The organism is Streptomyces sp. NPDC102467 (genome assembly GCF_044765445.1).
GTDB lineage: Bacteria > Actinomycetota > Actinomycetes > Streptomycetales > Streptomycetaceae > Streptomyces.
In genome coordinates, this window is record NZ_JBIWKA010000004.1 from 246951 (window position 1) to 265086 (window position 18136).

Below are 18136 nucleotides of genomic sequence, written 5' to 3' on the forward strand. Positions count from 1 at the left end.
CGAGGTCGTCGAACCCGGCGGACGACGGGGAAGACTGGGAGGGAGGCGTCACGGTGCTGGCTCCGGTCGTATGGACAACTGGGTGCTGAAAACGGGTAGTTGATGGCCCTCGGGCCCTGGCGGCGGCTCTCAGGCGCGGCGCAACGCCATCTCGTGCAGGTAGCGCATGAGGGTCAGAAGGACGTCACGGCTGGAGGCCCTGCGGCGTGCGTCGCACTCGATGATCGGGACGTGCGCGTCGAGATCGAGGGCGTTGCGCAGTTCGTCGGTGGGGTAGCTCGGCCCGTCGGGGAAGGCGTTGTTGGCGATGACGAAGGGGACGCCGCGCTCCTCCAGACGCCCGATCACGTCGAAGCTGACTTCGAGGCGGCGGGTGTCGATGAGCACGACGGCGCCGAGCGCGCCTTCGAACAGGCCGTTCCACAGGAACCAGAACCGCTCCTGGCCCGGCGTCCCGAAGAGGTAGAGAACGAGTTCGTCGGTGACGCTGATCCGCCCGAAGTCCATGGCCACGGTGGTGGCGGTCTTGGTCTCCGAGCCGTAGTTGTCGTCGACGCCGATGCCCGCCTGCGTCATGGTCTCTTCGGTGGTGAGCGGGCGGATCTCGCTGACCGAGCCCACCATCGTCGTCTTGCCGACACCGAAGCCGCCCACGATGACGATCTTCACGGCGGAGGTGACCGTCTCGGGCATCCGGTCCTCGGCCCGCGGTCCTGGGATGTGCACGCCGCCGACCGCCGTGTCCATGGCGCCGGTCCCGTCAGAGCTTCTGTAGTCCATGCATCACCGCTTCGAGGAGGGAACGGTCGGCGACGGCGCCGCGGATCACCGGTGCGCGCGACTGGACCAGTTCGGCCGCGAGGAGTTCGCCGAGCAGCACGGTGACCACGCTGAACGGCAGGTTGAGGTAGGCCGAGATCTCGGCCGTGGACAGCGGCGCCCGGCACATGCGCAGGACGGCGGACTGTTCGGGCGGAGCGGCCACCGGAGGGTCGGCACGGGCCACGATCAGGGTGACCAGGTCGAGCGGCGCGCGCTCGGCGCCGTCGGTGCCGCCGGTGATAACGTAGAGCCGCTCGGGATCCTTGGGGTCCTGCGGCGAACGGCGCTCACGCTGGGCAGTCGGTTCTTCTTCGCGGAACGGGGGGTCGAGGGAGCGCGGAGTCATACGGTCTGGCCATTGCGCCGGGGCGGGCTGGTGAGGTGGGCGCCGATCCGGATGACGAGATCGCGCATCTGGTGGCTGATGAGGCCCGCGTCGACGTAGGGGTCGGCGAGGACGGCGAGGTACGCGCCCTTGCCCGCGGCCATCAGGTAGAAGAAGCCGCCGTCGACCTCGATGATGACCATGTTCATCTTGCCGTTGCTCTCCGCGATCTCGGAGGCGACGGCGGAGGCGAGGGACTGAAGTCCCGCGCAGGCAGCGGCGATCCGGTCGGCGCCATCGGGATCCCCGCCGAACCGGGCGATGCGCAGCCCGTCGGCGGAGAGCACCACCACCTGGCGCACATTGGGCACGCCGTCGGCGAGCTCCTTGAGCATCCAGTCGAAATTGGCGCGTTGCTGGATCACTGGCACTCTCCCTCGTCGGCCTGCTGATCGGCCCGCTGATCGGTCTGCTGATCGGCCTGTTGGTTGTAGGCGTCGTCGTGCGGCTTGTCCGCGCCCGGGGGCACGCCCCCTGCCTCGTCGGGCCTGAGGCCGTTCATGAACGCCTCGACCCACAGTCCGGGTTCGGGCTGCGCCGGCCGCTCGTGCTCCGGCTCCACGGACGGTCCGGGCACGGGGGCGGCGGGCCGCGGGGCGGCCGCCCCCTGGGAACCGGGCGCCGGCATCGTCAGATCCGGGTGCCGGGGTGTCACGATGATCTGGTTCTCGATGACCTTCGTGTCGACTTTCCTGCGGCGCTGCGGCAGCCCGTTCTCCCGCCACTCCGTGACCACGGGCTCGTCGTCCTCCACCGCCGCGACGAGCGGGGCGGAGGGGCGCGGTCCCGTGGTGGGCCGACGCGTCTTCTTCAACCGCGGCTCTTCCTTGATCGGTACGCCGTTGTGGTCGACGCGCGGCACGGCGGTGGCGCCGATGCCGTGGGCGAGGCCGGGCGCGGGGCCGACGCTCATCATGTCGCGCGGCACGACGAGGACGGCCCGCACGCCGCCGTACGCGGACTGGCGCAGGGAGATCTGCATGTCGTACATCGAGCAGAGCCGGCCGACGATCGCGAGGCCGAGGCGCGGGTTCTCGCCGAGGTCGTTGAGGTCGATGCCGGACTTGGCCTTGTCGAGCATCCGCTCGGCCTTGGCGCGCTGCTCCTCGCCCAGGCTGACGCCACCGTCCTCGATCTCGATGGCGATGCCGGTCTGTACCTCGACGGCGGTGACGTGCACCCGGGTCTGCGGCGGCGAGTAGCGGGTGGCGTTGTCGAGGAGTTCGGCGCAGGCGTGGATGAGGGGCTCGACGGAGACGCCCTTGATGGCCACGTCGCAGATGGCGTGCAGATCGATGCGCGGGTACTCGAGGATGCGCGACATGGCGCCGCGCAGCACGCTGTAGAGCCTGACCGGCTTGGGCCACTGGCGGCCGGGCCTGGCGTTGCCGAGGACAGTGACGGAGTCGGCGAGGCGGCCGATCAGGGCGGTGCCGTGGTCGATGCGCAGGAGGTCGTCGAAGACCTCGGGGTTGCGGCCGTGGTCCTCCTCCATCTCGCGGAGTTCCTGGGCCTGCTTGTGCACGATGGCCTGGACGCGGCGGGCGATGGAGACGAAGGCGCGCTGCGCTGCGTCGCGCATGGCCTCCTCGCGGTCGATCTCCTTGAGGGCCAGGCGGAGCAGTTCGCGCTCGCCCTGGGTGGTGTCGCGGAAGGCGGGGTCGGAGTCGCAGGTGTTGCGGACCGCGTCCCTCGGGTTGTCGCCGGTGCGCATCCGGTACAGGGCGTGCGGCAGCACCTCTTTGGCGACGCGCATCGTCCGGTGTTCCTGGGCGGCTATGCGCGCTTCCAGCTCTGCGACGTCCCCCGCGTACCGGGCGCGCAGGCCCTTGACGAGGCGGCCGCGCCGGACGGCCTCGGCCGCGACGGCGATCACCAGGAGCGTGCCGAGCGCGCCGCACAGGGCGACGGCGAGGCGTGCGGGGTGCGTGACCAGGGCGACAGCCGCTCCGGTGGCGGCGGCCATGACCATGGCGGGCAGCAACAGCACGCGTGTGTAGGGGACGTCTCGGCCACCGGGAGGCGATTGAACACTCACCATGTATGCCCTCTGAACGGTCGGGTCGGGGGAAGTTTGCGATGATTCGCCGCGCTACGTTCCGGGATCAAAACGAACCATCAGCGCACGGGTGAACAAACGCCCGAATACATCTCAACTCGGTGCGCTGCGGGCGAGCTTAGTCCGACCGGATCATCGCTGAGTCATATTCGGCAAGCCCCTGAAATAAGCCCCCCGCAGGCATACACTCGCTCCCATTTGCACGCTCAGCAGCGATTCGCACACATGGAGTAAGCGCGTCCGGCCGTCCGAACTCACGTCCCCGGACCAGGCGTTGAACGTCTCGCACGCCGCCCTGTAGCGCACGCACCACCGCTATCCGCGACTTCGGTAGCAACACCTTCCCGGTGCAACAGCCGCACCCACAGGTCTCGTTCGGCGGCTCCTCCCCCGCGGCGTACGTGGGGGCGGCGCGGAGGCCGACATCTACTGCCTGCGGGGCGAACCCCTCGCCGAGACCGCCCTGCAGATCGAGAACCCCCGCTCGTCCGCGCGAAGAGGTCACGAAGCGCGACGCGTCCCGCGCGGCGGCGTAAGTGACAGCCGAAGGGCCCGGGACGAGTGTCCCGGGCCCTTCGGCCTCCCCCTCGAACGTGCTCTAGCCCACCGACGAATAGGCCACGACGCCCCGCAACAACTGGTCCACGGCCTTGCGCGCGTTACGCGCCACCGTCGACGATCCGTCGTGCGGAGCCGCCGCCGCGATCTGCCCCAGCACGTCGATGACCTGCTTGCACCAGCGGACGAAGTCCCCGGCGGGCATCTCCGCCTCCCGCAGCACCTCGTCGAGGCCCTTGCCGGAAGCCCACTGGTACGCGGCCCAGGCGAACCCGAGATCGGGCTCGCGCTGACCGACCCCCTCGGCCTGGTTGATCCGGAACTCCTCCTCCAGGGCGTCGAGCCGGCCCCAGATCCGCACCATCTCGCCCAGCGCGGCCTTCGCCTTGCCCGACGGCACCTTGGGCGCGAGCGCATCGTCGGAGACCCGCGCCTCGAACACCAACGCCGAGACGCACGCGGCGAGTTCGGCCGGGTTCAGGTCGTTCCACACCCCGTCGCGCAGGCACTCGCTCGCCAGCAGGTCCAGCTCGCCGTAGAGCCGCGCGAGCCGCTTCCCGTGCTCGGTGACCTCGTCGCCGCGCAGGTAGTCCATCTCGGTCAGCAGCTTCACGATGCGGTCGAAAGTACGCGCGATCGTGTTCGTCCGGCCCTCGATCCGGCGCTCCAGCTGCCCGGTGTCGCGCAGCAGCCGGTGGTAGCGCTCGGCCCAGCGGGCATGATCCTCCCGATCCGAGCACCCGTGACAGGGGTGGGCCCGCAGCTCCGCCCGCAGCCGCGTGATCTCCCGGTCGTCGGCGGCCGGCGCCCGCCCCTTCCTGTGCCGGTCGGGCACGATGTGCCCGGCCTTGGTGCGCAGCGCCGACGCCAGATCCCGCCGGGACTGCGGCGAGCGCGCGTTGAACGACTTGGGGATCCGCATCCGCTCCAGCGCCTCCACGGGCACCGGGAAGTCGATCGAGGCCAGCCGCTTGACCTGGCGCTCCGCGGTCAGCACCAGCGGCCGCGGGCCGTCGTGGTGCTCGAATCCGCGGTGCCCGTTGGTCCGCCCGGCCGGAAGCCCGGGGTCGAGGACGAGCGCGAGGCCCGCGAACTTGCCCGTCGGTACGTGGATGACGTCCCCGGCCTTGAGCTTCTCCAGCGCCGCGGCCGCCTGCACCCGCCGCTGGGCCGCGCCCTGCTTGGCCAGCTCCGTCTCCCGGTCCTTGAGCTCACGCCGCAACCGCGCGTACTCCTCGAAGTCCCCGAGGTGGCAGGTCATCGACTCCTTGTAGCCCTCGAGCCCCTCTTCGTTCTTCTGCACCTGCCGGGAGATCCCGACCACCGACTTGTCGGCCTGGAACTGAGCGAACGAGGTCTCCAGAAGCTCGCGCGAGCGGTGCCGGCCGAACTGCTCGACCAGGTTCACCGCCATGTTGTACGACGGCTTGAAGCTCGACTTGAGCGGATACGTGCGCGTGCCCGCGAGCCCCGCGAGGTGCTCCGGGCTGAAGCCGCGCTGCCACAGCACGACGGCATGGCCCTCGACATCGATGCCCCGGCGGCCCGCGCGCCCCGTCAGCTGCGTGTACTCACCGGGGGTGATGTCCGCGTGCTGCTCCCCGTTCCACTTGACGAGCTTCTCCAACACCACCGATCTCGCGGGCATGTTGATACCGAGCGCCAGCGTCTCGGTGGCGAAGACCGCCTTCACGAGGCCGCGTACGAACAGCTCCTCCACGACCTCCTTGAAGGTCGGCAGCATGCCCGCGTGGTGGGCCGCGATCCCGCGCTCGAGCCCTTCGAGCCACTCGTAGTACCCGAGAACATGCAGGTCCTCGTCCGGGATGGAGGCCGTCCGCTCCTCGACGATCTCGCGGACTCTGGCCCGCGCCTCGTCACCGTTCAGCCGCAGCCCCGCGTACAGGCACTGCTGCACCGCCGCCTCGCACGCGGCGCGGCTGAAGATGAAGGTGATGGCGGGCAGCAGATCGGCGGCGTCGAGCCGCTCGATGACCTCGGGCCGGCCCGGCGTCCAGATCCGGGAGCGCTGACGCCGCTCCCGCTCCCGGTCGGCCTCGCGCATGGCGCGCCCGCGCCGCCGGTCCTGGTACGACGGCCGGCTCGCCTCCATGCGCGCCATGCGCGTCAGGTCCGGGTTGACGGCCTTCCTGCTGCCCTCGCCCTCCTCGAAGAGGTCGTACATGCGGCGCCCGGCGAGCACGTGCTGGAACAGCGGTACGGGCCGGTGCTCGGAGACGATCACCTCGGTGTCGCCGCGCACCGTGTCGAGCCAGTCGCCGAACTCCTCCGCGTTCGACACCGTGGCCGACAGGGAGACCAGCGTCACGGACTCCTGGAGATGAATGATCACCTCTTCCCATACGGCGCCCCGGGTGCGGTCGGAGAGGTAGTGCACCTCGTCCATGACCACGTAGCCCAGATTGGTCAGTGCCTGCGAGCCCGCGTACAGCATGTTGCGCAGCACCTCGGTGGTCATCACGACCACGGGCGCGTCACTGTTCACACTGTTGTCGCCGGTCAGCAGGCCGACCTTGTCGGCGCCGTAGCGCTTGGCGAGGTCCTGGTACTTCTGGTTCGACAACGCCTTGATCGGCGTCGTGTAGAAGCATTTCTTGCCCTGCTGAAGGGCGAGGTGCACGGCGAACTCGCCGACGATCGTCTTGCCCGAGCCGGTGGGTGCGGCGACCAGGACGCCCTTGCCCGCCTCGAGCGCCTGACACGCCTCGATCTGGAAGGGGTCGAGGCCGAAGTCGTACATCTCGCGGAAGGAAGCGAGCGCGGTGGCCTGCTCGACGGCCCGCTTCCGGGCTGCCGCATACCGCTCGGCCGGTGAGAAGTCCTCTGTCATCGTGCTTTCGAGCCTACCGGCCACCACTGACATCGGACGATCATTATCCGGTAAGGACGCGCACCGCCCCCGGCACGCACTCGGCGACCAACGGCAGCGGCCCGACCGGTTCCCCGTCCGCGTATCCCGTGATGCCGGGCCCGTCCCCGGTGGCCAGCTCGACGCGCGCCGCCCGGTAGGAGCTGACCACGGGGTGGGTGAGATGCGTCCCCTTGTAGACGCGGGGGAACACGCGCAGCAGGGTCGTACGGGAGCACTCCCCGACCACGGTGACGTCGAACAGGCCGTCGCTCATGTCGGCGTCGGCGCAGATCCGCATGCCGCCGCCGTACGACGTGCCGTTGCCGACAGCGACGAGGGTCGCGGCGATCTCGCGCACGGAACCGTCGCCGAGTGTCAGGCGGAACGGCACCGGCTTGAACGCGGCCAGCTCCGCGAGGATCGCCAGGTCGTACTTGAACCGGCCGAGCGGCAGCCGCATCCGGTTGCCGCGGTCGTTCACCCGGGAGTCGAAGCCGGAGGCGAGCACGGTGCCGAACCAGTGGTCGCCGATCCGCCCCAGGTCGATGGAGCGGATCCGTGCGCCCTTGAGGGACTCGGCGACGAGCGCGCCCGCCGCGGCCGGCTCACGCACCGGCAGTCCCAGGGAGCGCGCGAAGTCGTTGCCCGTGCCGACGGCGACCACCCCGAGCGGGGTACGGGTGCCGGCGACGGCCTGCAGGGCGAGGTTCACCAGGCCGTCCCCGCCGACGGCCACCAGGGCGCCGGTGCCCTGGGACACCGCGGCACGCGCGCGTACCAGTGCGTCGGCGGCGTCCTCCCCGATGACGCTGCGCACGGAGAAGCCGGCGGCCCGCAACGCGGAAGCGGCCGGCTGCGCGGCGCCCGCGCCCCGGCCGCGTCCCGCGGTGGGATTGACGAAGAGGGTGATCTCGCTGGTCACGGGCCGGACCCTAACAAGTGCCCGGCCCTGCGCGGGGGTTGCCTCAGGTCACATCGTCATAACCGTTGATCCGGCTGTTCTCACCCGTGGACTGCTCGGGCAGCGACCGGCTGGCGGAGACCGGCTCCACCTCGTCGACGTCCTCGGGGGTGAGGTCGAGCTCGGACGCCTCGTCGTCGGCGGGGCCCGCCGCCTCGATCCGCCGCTTACGACGGTCGTTCAGCAAGGAGAACGCCGTCGCCGCGAAGTACAGGACCCAGATCGGTCCGGCGAGGGCGATCATGGTGAGCGGGTCCGTACTGGGCGTGGCCACCGCGGCGAACACCGTGATGCCCATGATCATCCCGCGCCACCAGCCGAGCATCCGCTTGCCGGTGATGATGCCCGTGAGGTTGAGCATGACCAGGAGCAGCGGCAGCTCGAAGGAGAGGCCGAAGACGATCACCATGCGGGTGATCAGGTCGAGCAGATCGTCGAGCGGCAGCTGGTTGTCGATGTTCGCCGGCGAGAAGTCGAGCAGCACCCGCGCCATCGTCGGCAGCGTCTTGTAGGCGAAGAAGGCGCCGCCGAGGAAGAGCGGCACGCCGGTCGCCACGAAGCCGGTGGCGTACTTCTTCTCGTGCTTGTGCAGGCCGGGCGCGACGAAGCCCCACAGCTGGTAGAGCCAGACCGGGGACGCCCCGATGACACCGGCCATCAGCGACACCTTCAGCGCGAGCGTGAAGGGCGTGATCAGGCCGTTGAGCACGATCCGGGCGCACTGCTGATTGGCGTCCGGGTTCTCGGCGGCCTTGGTCGTCAGCTCCGTGAAGGTCTTGTCGCAGCCGACGGAATCCAGCACCGGGTTCGTGAAGAACTCGATGATGTCCTTGTAGTAGAAGGCAGCGACGATCGTGACGACGAGGATGGCCAGGACGGCCTTCCCGAGCCGGTTGCGAAGCTCACGCAGGTGCTCCGCGAGTGGCATCCGTCCCTCGGGGTCCTTCTCCTGCTTGCGGGCAGAGTTGAGCAACCCACGTCCTCATCTCGTGCGACAGGCCGCCGTGGCAGAGGCGGCCTTCGATCAGCTCTTGATCAGCTCTGCGTCGTCTGGTTGGTCGGCTCGGACACGGGGCGCGAGCTGGTCACGTCGCCCGGGGAGGCCTGGATGGTGCGCTGGGCCGGCGGCTGATTGTCGTCCTGCTTCGGCGGGTCGGAGGGAGCGGCATCCTTGTTGCCACCCTCGCTCTTCATGGCCTTGGCCTCGCTCTTGAGGATGCGGGCCGACTTGCCGAGCGAGCGCGCCATGTCCGGAAGCTTCTTCGCGCCGAACAGGAGGAGGACGACCACGAGCAGGATGATCAACTCGGGGGCGCCGATCTTTCCACCGAACATATGCGTTTACCTTCTCACTGAGGCGGCAGGGGCGGGACTGCCGGTACCGATCGGACTTCGGACTGTTGTCCGACCACCATGCTGGCAGCGATCGTATCCCGTGGGGGTGAACAGGGGGCAATCCCTGTGCGTACTCCCAGTTGCGGCCCGCGCCTCGCTCCCAGGCCACGTACAGGAGCGTACCCGCCGAACATGGGCGACCGACAGGCCACAGCGGTAAAGCGCTTTCCATCCCGTGCCGCGGTGCGCCTCAGGTCAGACGGCGTCACCGCCGGCCTTCGCCACACTCACCGCGGCCCGCTCCAGCTCCTCGGCGGCGCGGTTGATCTGCTGTGTGGTGTCGGCGACTTGACGCCCGAGGCGCTGCGCCTCGACGAACACCTTGATCGCGAAGACGGCCAGCACGGCAAGCCCCACGAAACCCACAGCCACGGCCAGCATCGCCCAGAACATGCGCCGAGCCTAGACGGTCTGGTGGAGGCGGAGCGTGCGCACCCCGCCACCGGTGAGGAGTTCGATGATGCGCTCACCGGCGGGCTTGCGTACCGCGGTCCCGCACTCGGGGCAGGTGAAGGAGTAGAACGTGGTGCGGCGGCTGGCGCCGATCGCAAGCCGGAGCGCGGTCGCGGCCAGTTCGAAACGGCCGCGGCAGTCCGGGCAGGCCGCCTTGAAGACGACGGCCGCCGGAGCGGCGACCGTAGCGGACATCGTGGCGATATCAGTGAAACCGGCCACACCAGTCATTTTGATCACCTTCGCACCTTTCATCCGTTCTGCGCCGTATATCCCCGAGGTCGCGCCCGACAGCCGAACTCCCTCACGCGGCCCCGTCGTACGCGGCCAGCGCGCGCCGCGCCGCGTCCCGCGCACTGGTGGCGAGCTCGACCGGCGCCACGATGTGCCCGTCCCTGCCCAGACGCAGCGCGAGCCGGCGCAGCGAGGAAGGGTCCGGCGTACGCAGCGTGATCCGCAGACCACCGTCCGCCAACTCCTCGGCGCTGTCGTGCGGGTAGTACTCGGCGACCCAGCGCCCCCCGGGCCCGACCTCGACGACCACCTCGGGATCCTCGGCGGCGGGCTGCACAAGTCCCTCGGAAAGATCACGCAGTTCGACCTCGGGCGGCGCCGCGGCCTCGTCCAGGACCCGGATCTCGGCGACCCGGTCGAGCCGGAACGTACGCCGCGCCTCGGACCTGCGACACCACGCCTCTACGTAGGTGTGGCCGACGCTGACCAGACGGATCGGGTCGATCTCCCGCTCGGTGACCTCGTCGCGCGCGGGCGAGTAGTAGCGGATCCACAGCCGACGCCGCTCGGAGATCGCGCGGTCGACGTCCGCGAAGACACCGCCCTCGGACTCGAAGGTGACGTTCAGACGGGCGCTCGCGCTCGCCACCTCACCGGCCGCCGCCTCCAGCTTCGCGGTCGCCCGCAGCAGGGCGAGCCGGTCGCTCTCGCGCAGCCCCGGCAGCGTGGCCACCGCGCGCGCGGCCACCAGCAGCGCGGTCGCCTCGTCGGCGGCGATCCGCAGCGGCTCGGCCACATCGTCCGGGTTGTGCCACCAGATGCGGTCGCCGTCGGTGTCGATGTCGAGGAGGTCACCGCCCCGGAAGCTCGTACCGCACAGCGGCAGCACGTCCAGGTCGGAGATGAGCTCGTCCTCGGTGATGCCGAAGGCCCGAGCGACGTCCTCGACGCGTGCGCCGGGGCGCTCGCGCAGATACGTCACCAGCGACAGCATCCGCCGGGTCTGGTCGATGGCATTGGAAGCCATACTCGCGTTCTCCCCCTCAGCCCTTGGCCACGGCGCGCAGCCGGTCCACCACGTCGGCCCGCAGCTCGGCAGGCTCCAGGACGACCACGTCGGGGCCGAACTCCACGAGCCAGGCGTCGAGCCCGTGCCCGTACGGAATCTCCAACTCGTCCCAGCCGTCGCCCAGTTCCCGTACGGAAGCGGCCTTGGCGCGCAGCGGGTAGCCCGCGCCCGCGCGCAGCCTGATCAGCGCCGAGCGCGTGGCGCTCTCCCCCGCCCAGCTCGCCACGGTCTCCCGCACGGTCACCACGTCCGGCACCGGCGCCTTGAACTGTGCGGCGCGCGAGCGGACCTTGCCGGTGATCCGGGACAGCCGGAAGACCCGCTCGGCCTGCCGGTCGCGGTCCCAGCCCGCCAGATACCAGTGGCCGCGCCAGCACTCCAGGGCCCATGGCTCGACCTGCCGGGGCTCGGGCCTGGCGGCGGTCGCCTTGCGGTAGTCGAAGACGACGGGCCTGCGGTCGCGGCAAGCCAGCATCAGCGGCTCGAAAGACGCCTCGTGCACGGGAATCCGGGGTTCGAGCGCACCATGGCTCTCGTACGGATCCACGTCCTCGGGCATCCCCGCGGCGCGCAGCTTCTGCAGGGCGCCGCTGGCGGCACCGGCGAGGCGGGCCTGCTGCCACACCTTCGCCGCGAGACCGAGCGCGGCGGCCTCCTCACCGTCGAAGGTGACGGGCGGCAGCCGGTTGCTGTCGCGGCGGGCGAGATAGCCGACCTCGCCGTCCAGGTTCTCCACGGTCTCGATGACCAGGCCCAGCTCGCGCAGGTCGTCCTTGTCGCGCTCGAACATCCGGTTGAAGGAGTCGTCGTTGCCCGCTTCCAGGTAGGCCTCGATGGACCCCCGCAGCTCGCGCTTGCTGAGCGGCCGCCGTGTCCCGAGCAGACACAGCGCCAGATTCATCAGCCGCTCGGCCTTGGCAATGGCCATCGACGCCCTTTCCTCATGTAGCTCCCGACGGATGACCGTACCGCTAGGGGGTCTACTGGCAAAAGCTGAGGGCCCATGCCAACAGGCATGGGCCCTCGGATGACCGCTTGCGGTCGATGTCCGGCGAACTCAGACGGAGATCAGGTCACAGACGAAGATCAGCGACTCGCCGGGAGCGATGCGGCCGCCACCGGCGCCGCGGTCGCCGTACGCGAGGTGCGCGGGGATGGTCAGCCGACGACGGCCGCCGACCTTCATGCCCTCCACACCCTTGTCCCAGCCCTGGATGACCTGGCCGGCACCGAGCTGGAACTGCAGCGGGGTGCCACGGTTCCAAGAGGCGTCGAACTCTTCGCCGGTGGAGAAAGCCACGCCCACGTAGTGCACGGAGACGGTGGCGCCCACCTTCGCCTCGGGGCCGTCGCCCTCCCAGAGGTCCACGATCTCCAGGTCCGTCGGGGCCGGGCCCTCGGGGAAGTCGATCTCGGGCTTGTCGATGCTCACGTGAAGTGCTCCTGCTTGTTTGCGGTTGGGCAACCGGGACAGTCTGCCATTTCTCCGGCGGTCAGTGCGCGGCGAGGATGTCCACCACGAAGACCAGCGTCGAGTTGGCCGGAAGGGTCGCGCCCTTGGCCTCCTTGCCGTACGCCTGGTCGGCCGGAATCACCAGAAGCACCCGGTCACCGACGTGCTTGCCGACGATGCCGGTGTCCCAGCCCTTGATGACCTGGCCCTGGCCGATGGCGGTCGAGAACGGCTGGCCCGCCTTCCAGGAGGAGTCGAAGAGCTCCGCCTTCGCCTTGCCCTCGTTCGGCTTCCAGGCGGCACCGCTGTACTGCATCGTGACCGTCTGACCGCTCTTGACCTCGGCGCCCTTGCCGTTGATCAGCACCTGGTCGACGAGCTTCTTCGGCGGGTCGTTCTTCGGGACGGAGATCGTGGCCGGCTCTTCCTTGTCGGCCTTGATCTGCGGCAGGTTCGACGGGATCGCGGCCTGCGTGCCCTCGGCCTTCTTCGGGATCACCTTGCCGATGTCGAGCGCGAAGACGAGCGTGTCCGTGGCGGAGACGCCGACCTGGGAGTTGCCCTGGCTGCCGAAGCCGGCCGCGGGCGGCGCCACGACGAGGACGCGGCTGCCCTCCTTCTGCCCGACCACGGCCTGCGCGAACGCCGGGAGCTGCCCCGCCGAGCCCGCGGTCACCATCTGGTCGCCGCCGCCCTTCGCGCCGTACGTGGTCCCGAGGTCCTTGCCGCCCTTCCAGAGCTTGCCGGTGAAGTTCATCGACACCAGGTCGTTCTTCTTCACCTGAGCGCCGCTGCCCTCGGAGACCGTGTGCACGACGAACTTGCCGCTCGGGTCGCCCTTGGGCAGCGTGATCGACGCCTTCTTGCCGACGTCGCCGGTCACCTTCGGCATCGGCGCGGCGGTGTCGACCGCCTTGGGCACCTCTGCCGCCTTCGGCGAGGCGGACGAGGAGGAATCCGCCTTGTCCGTCGCATCCTTCTTGCCGTCGTCGCTGCCGCAGGCCGTCGCGGTCAGCGCCAGTGCCGGCACGATCAGTAGAGCTGCAAGTCGGCGTCGCACAGTGATCCTCAAGTCGCTCGAGTACGGTTCGGCCACTCTAGGCCCTCGCCCCCCTTTTCCAAGGACGGCCGAAGGGCCTCGTACGAATGATTCGTACGAGGCCCTTCGCGTGATCGGTCGGACCGGGACGAAGCCCGGAGCGCGGCTACATACCGGCGATCAACTTCTCCACCCGGTCGTCCACACTGCGGAACGGGTCCTTGCACAGCACGGTGCGCTGCGCCTGGTCGTTCAGCTTCAGATGGACCCAGTCGACCGTGAAGTCACGGCGCTGTTCCTGAGCCCGGCGGATGAAGTCGCCACGCAGGCGCGCACGCGTGGTCTGCGGCGGAACCGACTTGCCCTCGAAGATCTTCAGGTCATTGCAGATCCGAGCGGCCTGGCCCTTCTTCTCCAGGAGGTAGTAGAGGCCTCGGCGGCGGTGGATGTCGTGATACGCGAGGTCTATCTGCGCGACCCGCGGATGCGACATGGTCATGTTGTGCTTGGCCCGGTACCTCTCGATGAGCTGGTACTTCATGACCCAGTCGATCTCGGTGCCGATGCGGTCGAGGTCCTCCGCCTCGATCGCGTCGAGCGTGCGGCCCCACAGTTCGAGGACCTGGTCGACGGTGCCGGTGCGGATGCCCCGGCGCTCCACGAAGTCCACGGCCTTCTCGTAGTACTCGCGCTGCACTTCGAGGGCCGAGGCCTCGCGGCCGCTGGCGAGGCGCACCTTGCGGCGGCCCGTGATGTCGTGGCTGACCTCGCGGATCGCCCGGATCGGGTTCTCCAGGGTCAGGTCGCGCATCACCGTGCCCGCTTCGATCATGCGCAGCACCAGGTCGGTGGCGCCGACCTTGAGGAGCATGGTCGTCTCGGACATGTTCGAGTCGCCGACGATGACGTGCAGACGGCGGTAGCGCTCGGCGTCCGCGTGCGGTTCGTCCCGGGTGTTGATGATCGGCCGGGAGCGCGTCGTCGCGGAACTGACGCCCTCCCAGATGTGCTCGGCCCGCTGGCTCACGCAGTACACGGCACCGCGCGGAGTCTGCAGCACCTTGCCCGCGCCGCAGAGCAACTGCCTTGTGACCAGGAAGGGAATGAGGATGTCCGCGAGCCGCGAGAACTCCCCGTGCCGCGCCACCAGGTAATTCTCATGGCAGCCGTAGGAGTTGCCGGCCGAGTCCGTGTTGTTCTTGAAGAGGTATACGTCGCCTGCGATTCCCTCCTCGTGCAGGCGTCGTTCGGCGTCGACGAGCAGGCCTTCCAGAATGCGCTCGCCCGCTTTGTCGTGGGTGACCAACTCGGTCACGTTGTCACATTCCGGTGTTGCGTATTCCGGATGCGAACCCACGTCAAGATAGAGACGGGCACCGTTCCGCAGAAAGACATTGCTGCTGCGGCCCCATGACACGACACGGCGGAAGAGGTACCGCGCCACCTCGTCAGGAGACAGACGTCGCTGTCCCCTAAACGTGCATGTGACGCCGTACTCGTTCTCCAGCCCGAAAATGCGGCGGTCCATGACTGAACATTACGCCCGATCCCCCGAGCTGAAACGGGGTTCGACAGCACGGTTTGGATCATTTTCCGATATGGCCGCGACACGCCCGGACGTGCGCGGGGCCAGCAGAACCCGGCCCGTGGCCAGCAGCACGAGCAACGCGAGGGCCCCCGCGGCCGCCGGCACGGTGAACCCCCACCGTGTGCCGCCCCATTCGACGACCGGCCCCGCGACGGCCGTACCCACACTGGCGCCCACCGTGAACGTCGTCACGAGCCAGGAGAACGCCTCCGTCACCGTCCCCCGCGGCGCATGCCGGTCGACGACGATGAACGCGCAGGCGATCGCCGGCGCGAGGAACACCCCGGCCACCGCCGTGAGCGCCACCATCGCGACCGGACCCGGCATCAGCGTCAACGGCACGTAGAACAACGCCAGTAGCGCCACCAGCCACCGAAGTCGCGCCTCCGGTGCGCCACTCCACTGCCGCGCGCCGTACCCGAGGCCGCCCACGAGGGCGCCGAGCCCGAGCGCCGCCATCATCCAGCCGTACACGGTGTTCCCATCGGCGCCACCGTTCCCGTCCCCGTACGAGACCCCGGCCACCGTGATCGAGCCGAGCGCGAGCCCGATGAACAAGAAGGTGGCGAGCAGGACGAGCAGGCCCGGTGAGCGCAGCGCGCCCAGCCAGTGCGCCTCACGCGGCGCCGAGCGCCACTCACGGGAGGGCTTCGACAGCACTACGGAGAGGGCGCCGAGCACCCCGATGACGTTCAGGACGACGAGCGCGGCCTGCGCCGACCACAGCGACGCGCACACGGTCACCAGCAACGGGCCGACGGTGAACATGACTTCCTGCGCGATCGCGTCCATCGCGTACGCCGTGTGCACCTGGTCCTCACGCGAGAGCACGCCCGGCCACAGCGCCCGCAGGCCGCCCTCCAGCGGCGGCGTGAACAGTCCGGCCACGGCCACGGCCCCGTACGCCCACACCGGCGAGTCGGTGCCGACGAACGCGAACAGGCTCATCGCCAGCGCCGACAGGACAGCGGCCGGCAGCTGCACCTTCGGCTGACCGCGCAGGTCGACGAGGCGGCCGAGCACCGGCTGGCCGATCGCGTTGGCCACCCCGTACACCGCCGCGAGCGCGCCGGCCAGCGTGTAGGTGCCGCCCTCGGCGCGGACGAACAGCACGATGGCGATCGCCGCCGTCGCGTTCGGCAGCCGGCCGACCAGCGTGCCCGTGAGCAGCCGCATCGCGTGCCGCGCCCTGAGGATCTCCGCATATCCCGCGGCCATCGCCCGCCCCCACCTGAAGTGTTACGTATAACGTCGAAGGGTTATACGTACCACGTACGTGGCCCGGAGAGCCACCCGATACCGTCGGGTACCTCGGCACGCACCACACGGAGGCAGCAGTGACCAGCGGTACGGACGGAGCGGCCACCACCCGCCCCACCAGCCGGGACGTGGCCCGCGCCGCAGGCGTCTCCCAGGCCGCCGTCTCCCTCGTCATGGGCGACAAATGGCGCGGCCGGGTCGCCGCCACCACCGCCGACCGCGTCCGCGCGGCCGCCCGGGAACTCGGCTACCGCCCCAACCTCGCCGCCCGCAACCTCCGCCTGGGCCGCACCCGCACCGCCCTGCTCGTCGTCCCCGCCCTCACCAACGAATTCTTCGCGGGCGTCTACACCGGAGCCGCCCGCATCGCCGCCCGGCACGACTTCGGCGTCGTCCTCTACCCCTCCCCCGACGGCATCGGCCCGGCCCGCGACCCCTTCCCCTCCGCCCGCGCCGCCCTCGACGGCATCCTGGCCTCCTCCATGACCGCCGACGCCGTCACCGCGCTGCGCGGCGACGACCTCCCTCTCGTCATGCTCGACAGCGACCCGGCCGGCAGCCTCGGCGCCACGACCGTGAACCTCGACCTCACCGACGGCACCCGGCAGCTCACCGACCACCTGCTGGGCCTCGGCCACCGCCACTTCCTGCACATCGCCTCTGCGGTGCAGTCCTGGACCTTCGACGTACGCGCCCACGAACTGGCCACGAGAACCTCCCAGGAGCCCGGCACCACCCTCCGCACCGTCCGCTCCGCCCTCACCGTCGAGGACGCCCTGGCGGCCACACAGCGGGCCCTGCACACCTGCGGCCCCGTCCGGCCCACCGCGATCGTCTGCGACGACGACAAGCTCGCCACCGGCGCCTACAAGGCCATCCGGCGCATGGGGCTGCGCATCCCCGAACACTTCTCGGTCACCGGCTTCGACGACCTCTCCCTGGCTACCGCCGTCGAACCCGAACTCACCACGGTACGGCTGCCCGCGGAGGAGTTCGGCGAGCGGGGCATGGCAGCGCTCCTCGCCGTCCTGGAGGGGCACGAGCCCGAAACCGCCCCCCTCCCGGTCGAGTTGATCGTGCGCGGCTCGACAGCACCTCCACCGCGCACCGAGTCCTGACACACGTGTGCCCCGGCCGATGCGGAAACCGGCCGGGGCACACGGATGACGAACTACGGACTACTCCTCGGCGGAATCGTCGTCGGAGGAGTCGTCGGACACCGCGTCGGACGCGGCCTTCGACGTCGCCGCGGCACCCTCGGCCGTGAGCAGCCGCGACAACTGCCGCCCCGCGATCCGCTTGAACTTGCGCTGCTGCGGCCGCGTACGGTCCAGCACCGCCACTTCGAGACGCTCCCCGGGGATCTCCCGCTCGCTCCCGTTCGTATCCCGCGACAGCGCCTGCACAGCCAGCTTCAGCGCCTCCGACAGCGTCATACCGTCCTGGTGCTGCTGGTCCAGGTAGGTGCTGATCTGCTCGGCATTACCGCCGACCGCCACCGAGCCGTGCTCGTCCACGATCGATCCGTCGTGCGGCAACCGGTAGATCTGGTCCCCCTCGGAGGTCTCCCCGACCTCCGCGACGACCAACTCCACCTCGTACGGCTTCTCGGCCGCGCTGGAGAAGATCGTGCCCAGCGTCTGCGCGTACACGTTCGCCAGACCACGGGCCGTCACATCGTCACGGTCATACGTGTACCCACGCAGATCCGCGTAACGGACGCCCCCGATACGCAAGTTCTCGTACTCGTTGTACTTACCGGCGGCCGCGAAGCCGATCCGGTCGTAGATCTCACTGAACTTGTGCAGGGCACGGGACGGGTTCTCGCCGACGAACACGATGCCGTCGGCATACTGCAGCACGACCAGGCTGCGACCGCGGGCGATGCCCTTGCGCGCATACTCCGCGCGGTCGGCCATCGCCTGCTGGGGTGAGACATAGAACGGCGTCGACACCGGCTATCCGTCCCTTTCTGTCAGTAACGCGTC

At 69.7% G+C, this 18136-nt stretch carries 18 protein-coding genes and 1 pseudogene; 2 read left to right on the forward strand and 17 right to left on the reverse strand.

The genetic code is table 11. The features are described 5' to 3' along the window. Positions 1-129: 129 nt before the first annotated feature. From ACIREE_RS09745 to ACIREE_RS09760, 4 genes are read right to left on the reverse strand one after another with little or no spacing between them, the layout of a single operon-like run. On the reverse strand, positions 130-780 hold the full coding sequence (locus ACIREE_RS09745; protein WP_404148789.1) for a GTP-binding protein: 651 nt from the start codon (positions 778-780) through the stop codon (positions 130-132). After that, positions 761-1168 (reverse strand): DUF742 domain-containing protein, encoded by a 408-nt coding sequence (locus ACIREE_RS09750; protein WP_404148792.1) that lies wholly within the window; start codon positions 1166-1168, stop codon positions 761-763. Before ACIREE_RS09750 ends, ACIREE_RS09745 begins: the two co-directional genes overlap by 20 nt. Next, a complete protein-coding gene (locus tag ACIREE_RS09755; protein ID WP_363194967.1) occupies positions 1165-1572 on the reverse strand; it encodes a roadblock/LC7 domain-containing protein in 408 nt (135 codons plus the stop codon). Before ACIREE_RS09755 ends, ACIREE_RS09750 begins: the two co-directional genes overlap by 4 nt. After that, the gene (locus tag ACIREE_RS09760) at positions 1569-3248 is read right to left on the reverse strand and encodes an ATP-binding protein (RefSeq protein ID WP_404148795.1); all 1680 of its coding nucleotides are present in this window, start codon (positions 3246-3248) and stop codon (positions 1569-1571) included. The genes ACIREE_RS09755 and ACIREE_RS09760 overlap by 4 nt, the downstream gene beginning before the upstream one ends. Positions 3249-3589: 341 nt before the next feature. Between ACIREE_RS09760 and ACIREE_RS09765 the strand changes: the two are divergent. Then, positions 3590-3762, forward strand: a pseudogene (locus ACIREE_RS09765) (alkanesulfonate monooxygenase); the annotation flags it as partial. 102 nt (positions 3763-3864) lie between these two features. Here ACIREE_RS09765 and ACIREE_RS09770 read toward each other — a convergent pair. From ACIREE_RS09770 to ACIREE_RS09825, 12 genes are all read right to left on the reverse strand, one after another. After that, entirely contained in the window at positions 3865-6675 is a 2811-nt protein-coding gene (locus tag ACIREE_RS09770) for a DEAD/DEAH box helicase (protein WP_404148798.1), read from the reverse strand. A 43-nt stretch (positions 6676-6718) separates the two neighbouring features. After that, on the reverse strand, positions 6719-7618 hold the full coding sequence (locus tag ACIREE_RS09775) for a diacylglycerol kinase (RefSeq protein WP_404148801.1): 900 nt from the start codon (positions 7616-7618) through the stop codon (positions 6719-6721). A 43-nt stretch (positions 7619-7661) separates the two neighbouring features. After that, on the reverse strand, positions 7662-8630 hold the full coding sequence (gene tatC / locus ACIREE_RS09780) for a twin-arginine translocase subunit TatC (protein ID WP_404148803.1): 969 nt from the start codon (positions 8628-8630) through the stop codon (positions 7662-7664). A 62-nt stretch (positions 8631-8692) separates the two neighbouring features. After that, positions 8693-8992, reverse strand: coding sequence for a Sec-independent protein translocase subunit TatA (tatA, locus tag ACIREE_RS09785; RefSeq protein ID WP_404148806.1), 300 nt, complete (start codon positions 8990-8992; stop codon positions 8693-8695). Positions 8993-9247: 255 nt separating this feature from the next. Further along, positions 9248-9445, reverse strand: a complete 198-nt coding sequence (locus tag ACIREE_RS09790) for a hypothetical protein (protein WP_363194974.1) — start codon at positions 9443-9445, stop codon at positions 9248-9250. A gap of 9 nt (positions 9446-9454) precedes the next feature. After that, positions 9455-9700, reverse strand: coding sequence for a hypothetical protein (locus tag ACIREE_RS09795; RefSeq protein WP_404149394.1), 246 nt, complete (start codon positions 9698-9700; stop codon positions 9455-9457). A 109-nt stretch (positions 9701-9809) separates the two neighbouring features. Continuing rightward, positions 9810-10766 carry a helix-turn-helix transcriptional regulator gene (locus ACIREE_RS09800; protein ID WP_404148808.1) on the reverse strand — a complete coding sequence of 319 codons (957 nt, stop codon included), beginning with the start codon at positions 10764-10766 and terminating at the stop codon, positions 9810-9812. 16 nt (positions 10767-10782) lie between these two features. Beyond that, positions 10783-11736, reverse strand: coding sequence for a helix-turn-helix transcriptional regulator (locus tag ACIREE_RS09805; RefSeq protein ID WP_404148811.1), 954 nt, complete (start codon positions 11734-11736; stop codon positions 10783-10785). 129 nt (positions 11737-11865) lie between these two features. Next, complete coding sequence (locus ACIREE_RS09810; protein ID WP_404148813.1) at positions 11866-12240, reverse strand: FKBP-type peptidyl-prolyl cis-trans isomerase; 375 nt, start codon at positions 12238-12240, stop codon at positions 11866-11868. Positions 12241-12301: 61 nt separating this feature from the next. Continuing rightward, a complete protein-coding gene (locus ACIREE_RS09815; RefSeq protein ID WP_404148816.1) occupies positions 12302-13321 on the reverse strand; it encodes an FKBP-type peptidyl-prolyl cis-trans isomerase in 1020 nt (339 codons plus the stop codon). 145 nt (positions 13322-13466) lie between these two features. Beyond that, a complete protein-coding gene (pafA, locus tag ACIREE_RS09820; RefSeq protein WP_363194979.1) occupies positions 13467-14828 on the reverse strand; it encodes a Pup--protein ligase in 1362 nt (453 codons plus the stop codon). Positions 14829-14837: 9 nt separating this feature from the next. Next, positions 14838-16106 (reverse strand): MFS transporter, encoded by a 1269-nt coding sequence (locus tag ACIREE_RS09825; protein ID WP_404148819.1) that lies wholly within the window; start codon positions 16104-16106, stop codon positions 14838-14840. 119 nt (positions 16107-16225) lie between these two features. Here ACIREE_RS09825 and ACIREE_RS09830 point away from each other — a divergent pair, with 119 nt between their 5' ends. Continuing rightward, positions 16226-17266, forward strand: coding sequence for a LacI family DNA-binding transcriptional regulator (locus ACIREE_RS09830; protein WP_404148822.1), 1041 nt, complete (start codon positions 16226-16228; stop codon positions 17264-17266). Between the two features lie 60 nt (positions 17267-17326). On the opposite strand, the gene prcA is transcribed toward ACIREE_RS09830, so the two are convergent. Beyond that, the gene (gene prcA / locus ACIREE_RS09835) at positions 17327-18103 is read right to left on the reverse strand and encodes a proteasome subunit alpha (protein ID WP_404148825.1); all 777 of its coding nucleotides are present in this window, start codon (positions 18101-18103) and stop codon (positions 17327-17329) included. Positions 18104-18136: the final 33 nt, after the last annotated feature.

Bases quoted from the DNA above. Each gene is read 5' to 3' on its own strand.
- ACIREE_RS09825 (WP_404148819.1), bottom strand. From the start codon at position 16,106: ATGGCCGCGGGATATGCGGAGATCCTCAGGGCGCGGCACGCGATGCGG.
- ACIREE_RS09745 (WP_404148789.1), bottom strand. From the start codon at position 780: ATGGACTACAGAAGCTCTGACGGGACCGGCGCCATGGACACGGCGGTC.
- ACIREE_RS09760 (WP_404148795.1), bottom strand. From the start codon at position 3,248: ATGGTGAGTGTTCAATCGCCTCCCGGTGGCCGAGACGTCCCCTACACA.
- tatA (WP_404148806.1), bottom strand. From the start codon at position 8,992: ATGTTCGGTGGAAAGATCGGCGCCCCCGAGTTGATCATCCTGCTCGTG.
- pafA (WP_363194979.1), bottom strand. From the start codon at position 14,828: ATGGACCGCCGCATTTTCGGGCTGGAGAACGAGTACGGCGTCACATGC.
- ACIREE_RS09800 (WP_404148808.1), bottom strand. From the start codon at position 10,766: ATGGCTTCCAATGCCATCGACCAGACCCGGCGGATGCTGTCGCTGGTG.
- ACIREE_RS09790 (WP_363194974.1), bottom strand. From the start codon at position 9,445: ATGTTCTGGGCGATGCTGGCCGTGGCTGTGGGTTTCGTGGGGCTTGCC.
- ACIREE_RS09795 (WP_404149394.1), bottom strand. From the start codon at position 9,700: ATGTCCGCTACGGTCGCCGCTCCGGCGGCCGTCGTCTTCAAGGCGGCC.
- ACIREE_RS09750 (WP_404148792.1), bottom strand. From the start codon at position 1,168: ATGACTCCGCGCTCCCTCGACCCCCCGTTCCGCGAAGAAGAACCGACT.
- ACIREE_RS09805 (WP_404148811.1), bottom strand. From the start codon at position 11,736: ATGGCCATTGCCAAGGCCGAGCGGCTGATGAATCTGGCGCTGTGTCTG.
- ACIREE_RS09770 (WP_404148798.1), bottom strand. From the start codon at position 6,675: ATGACAGAGGACTTCTCACCGGCCGAGCGGTATGCGGCAGCCCGGAAG.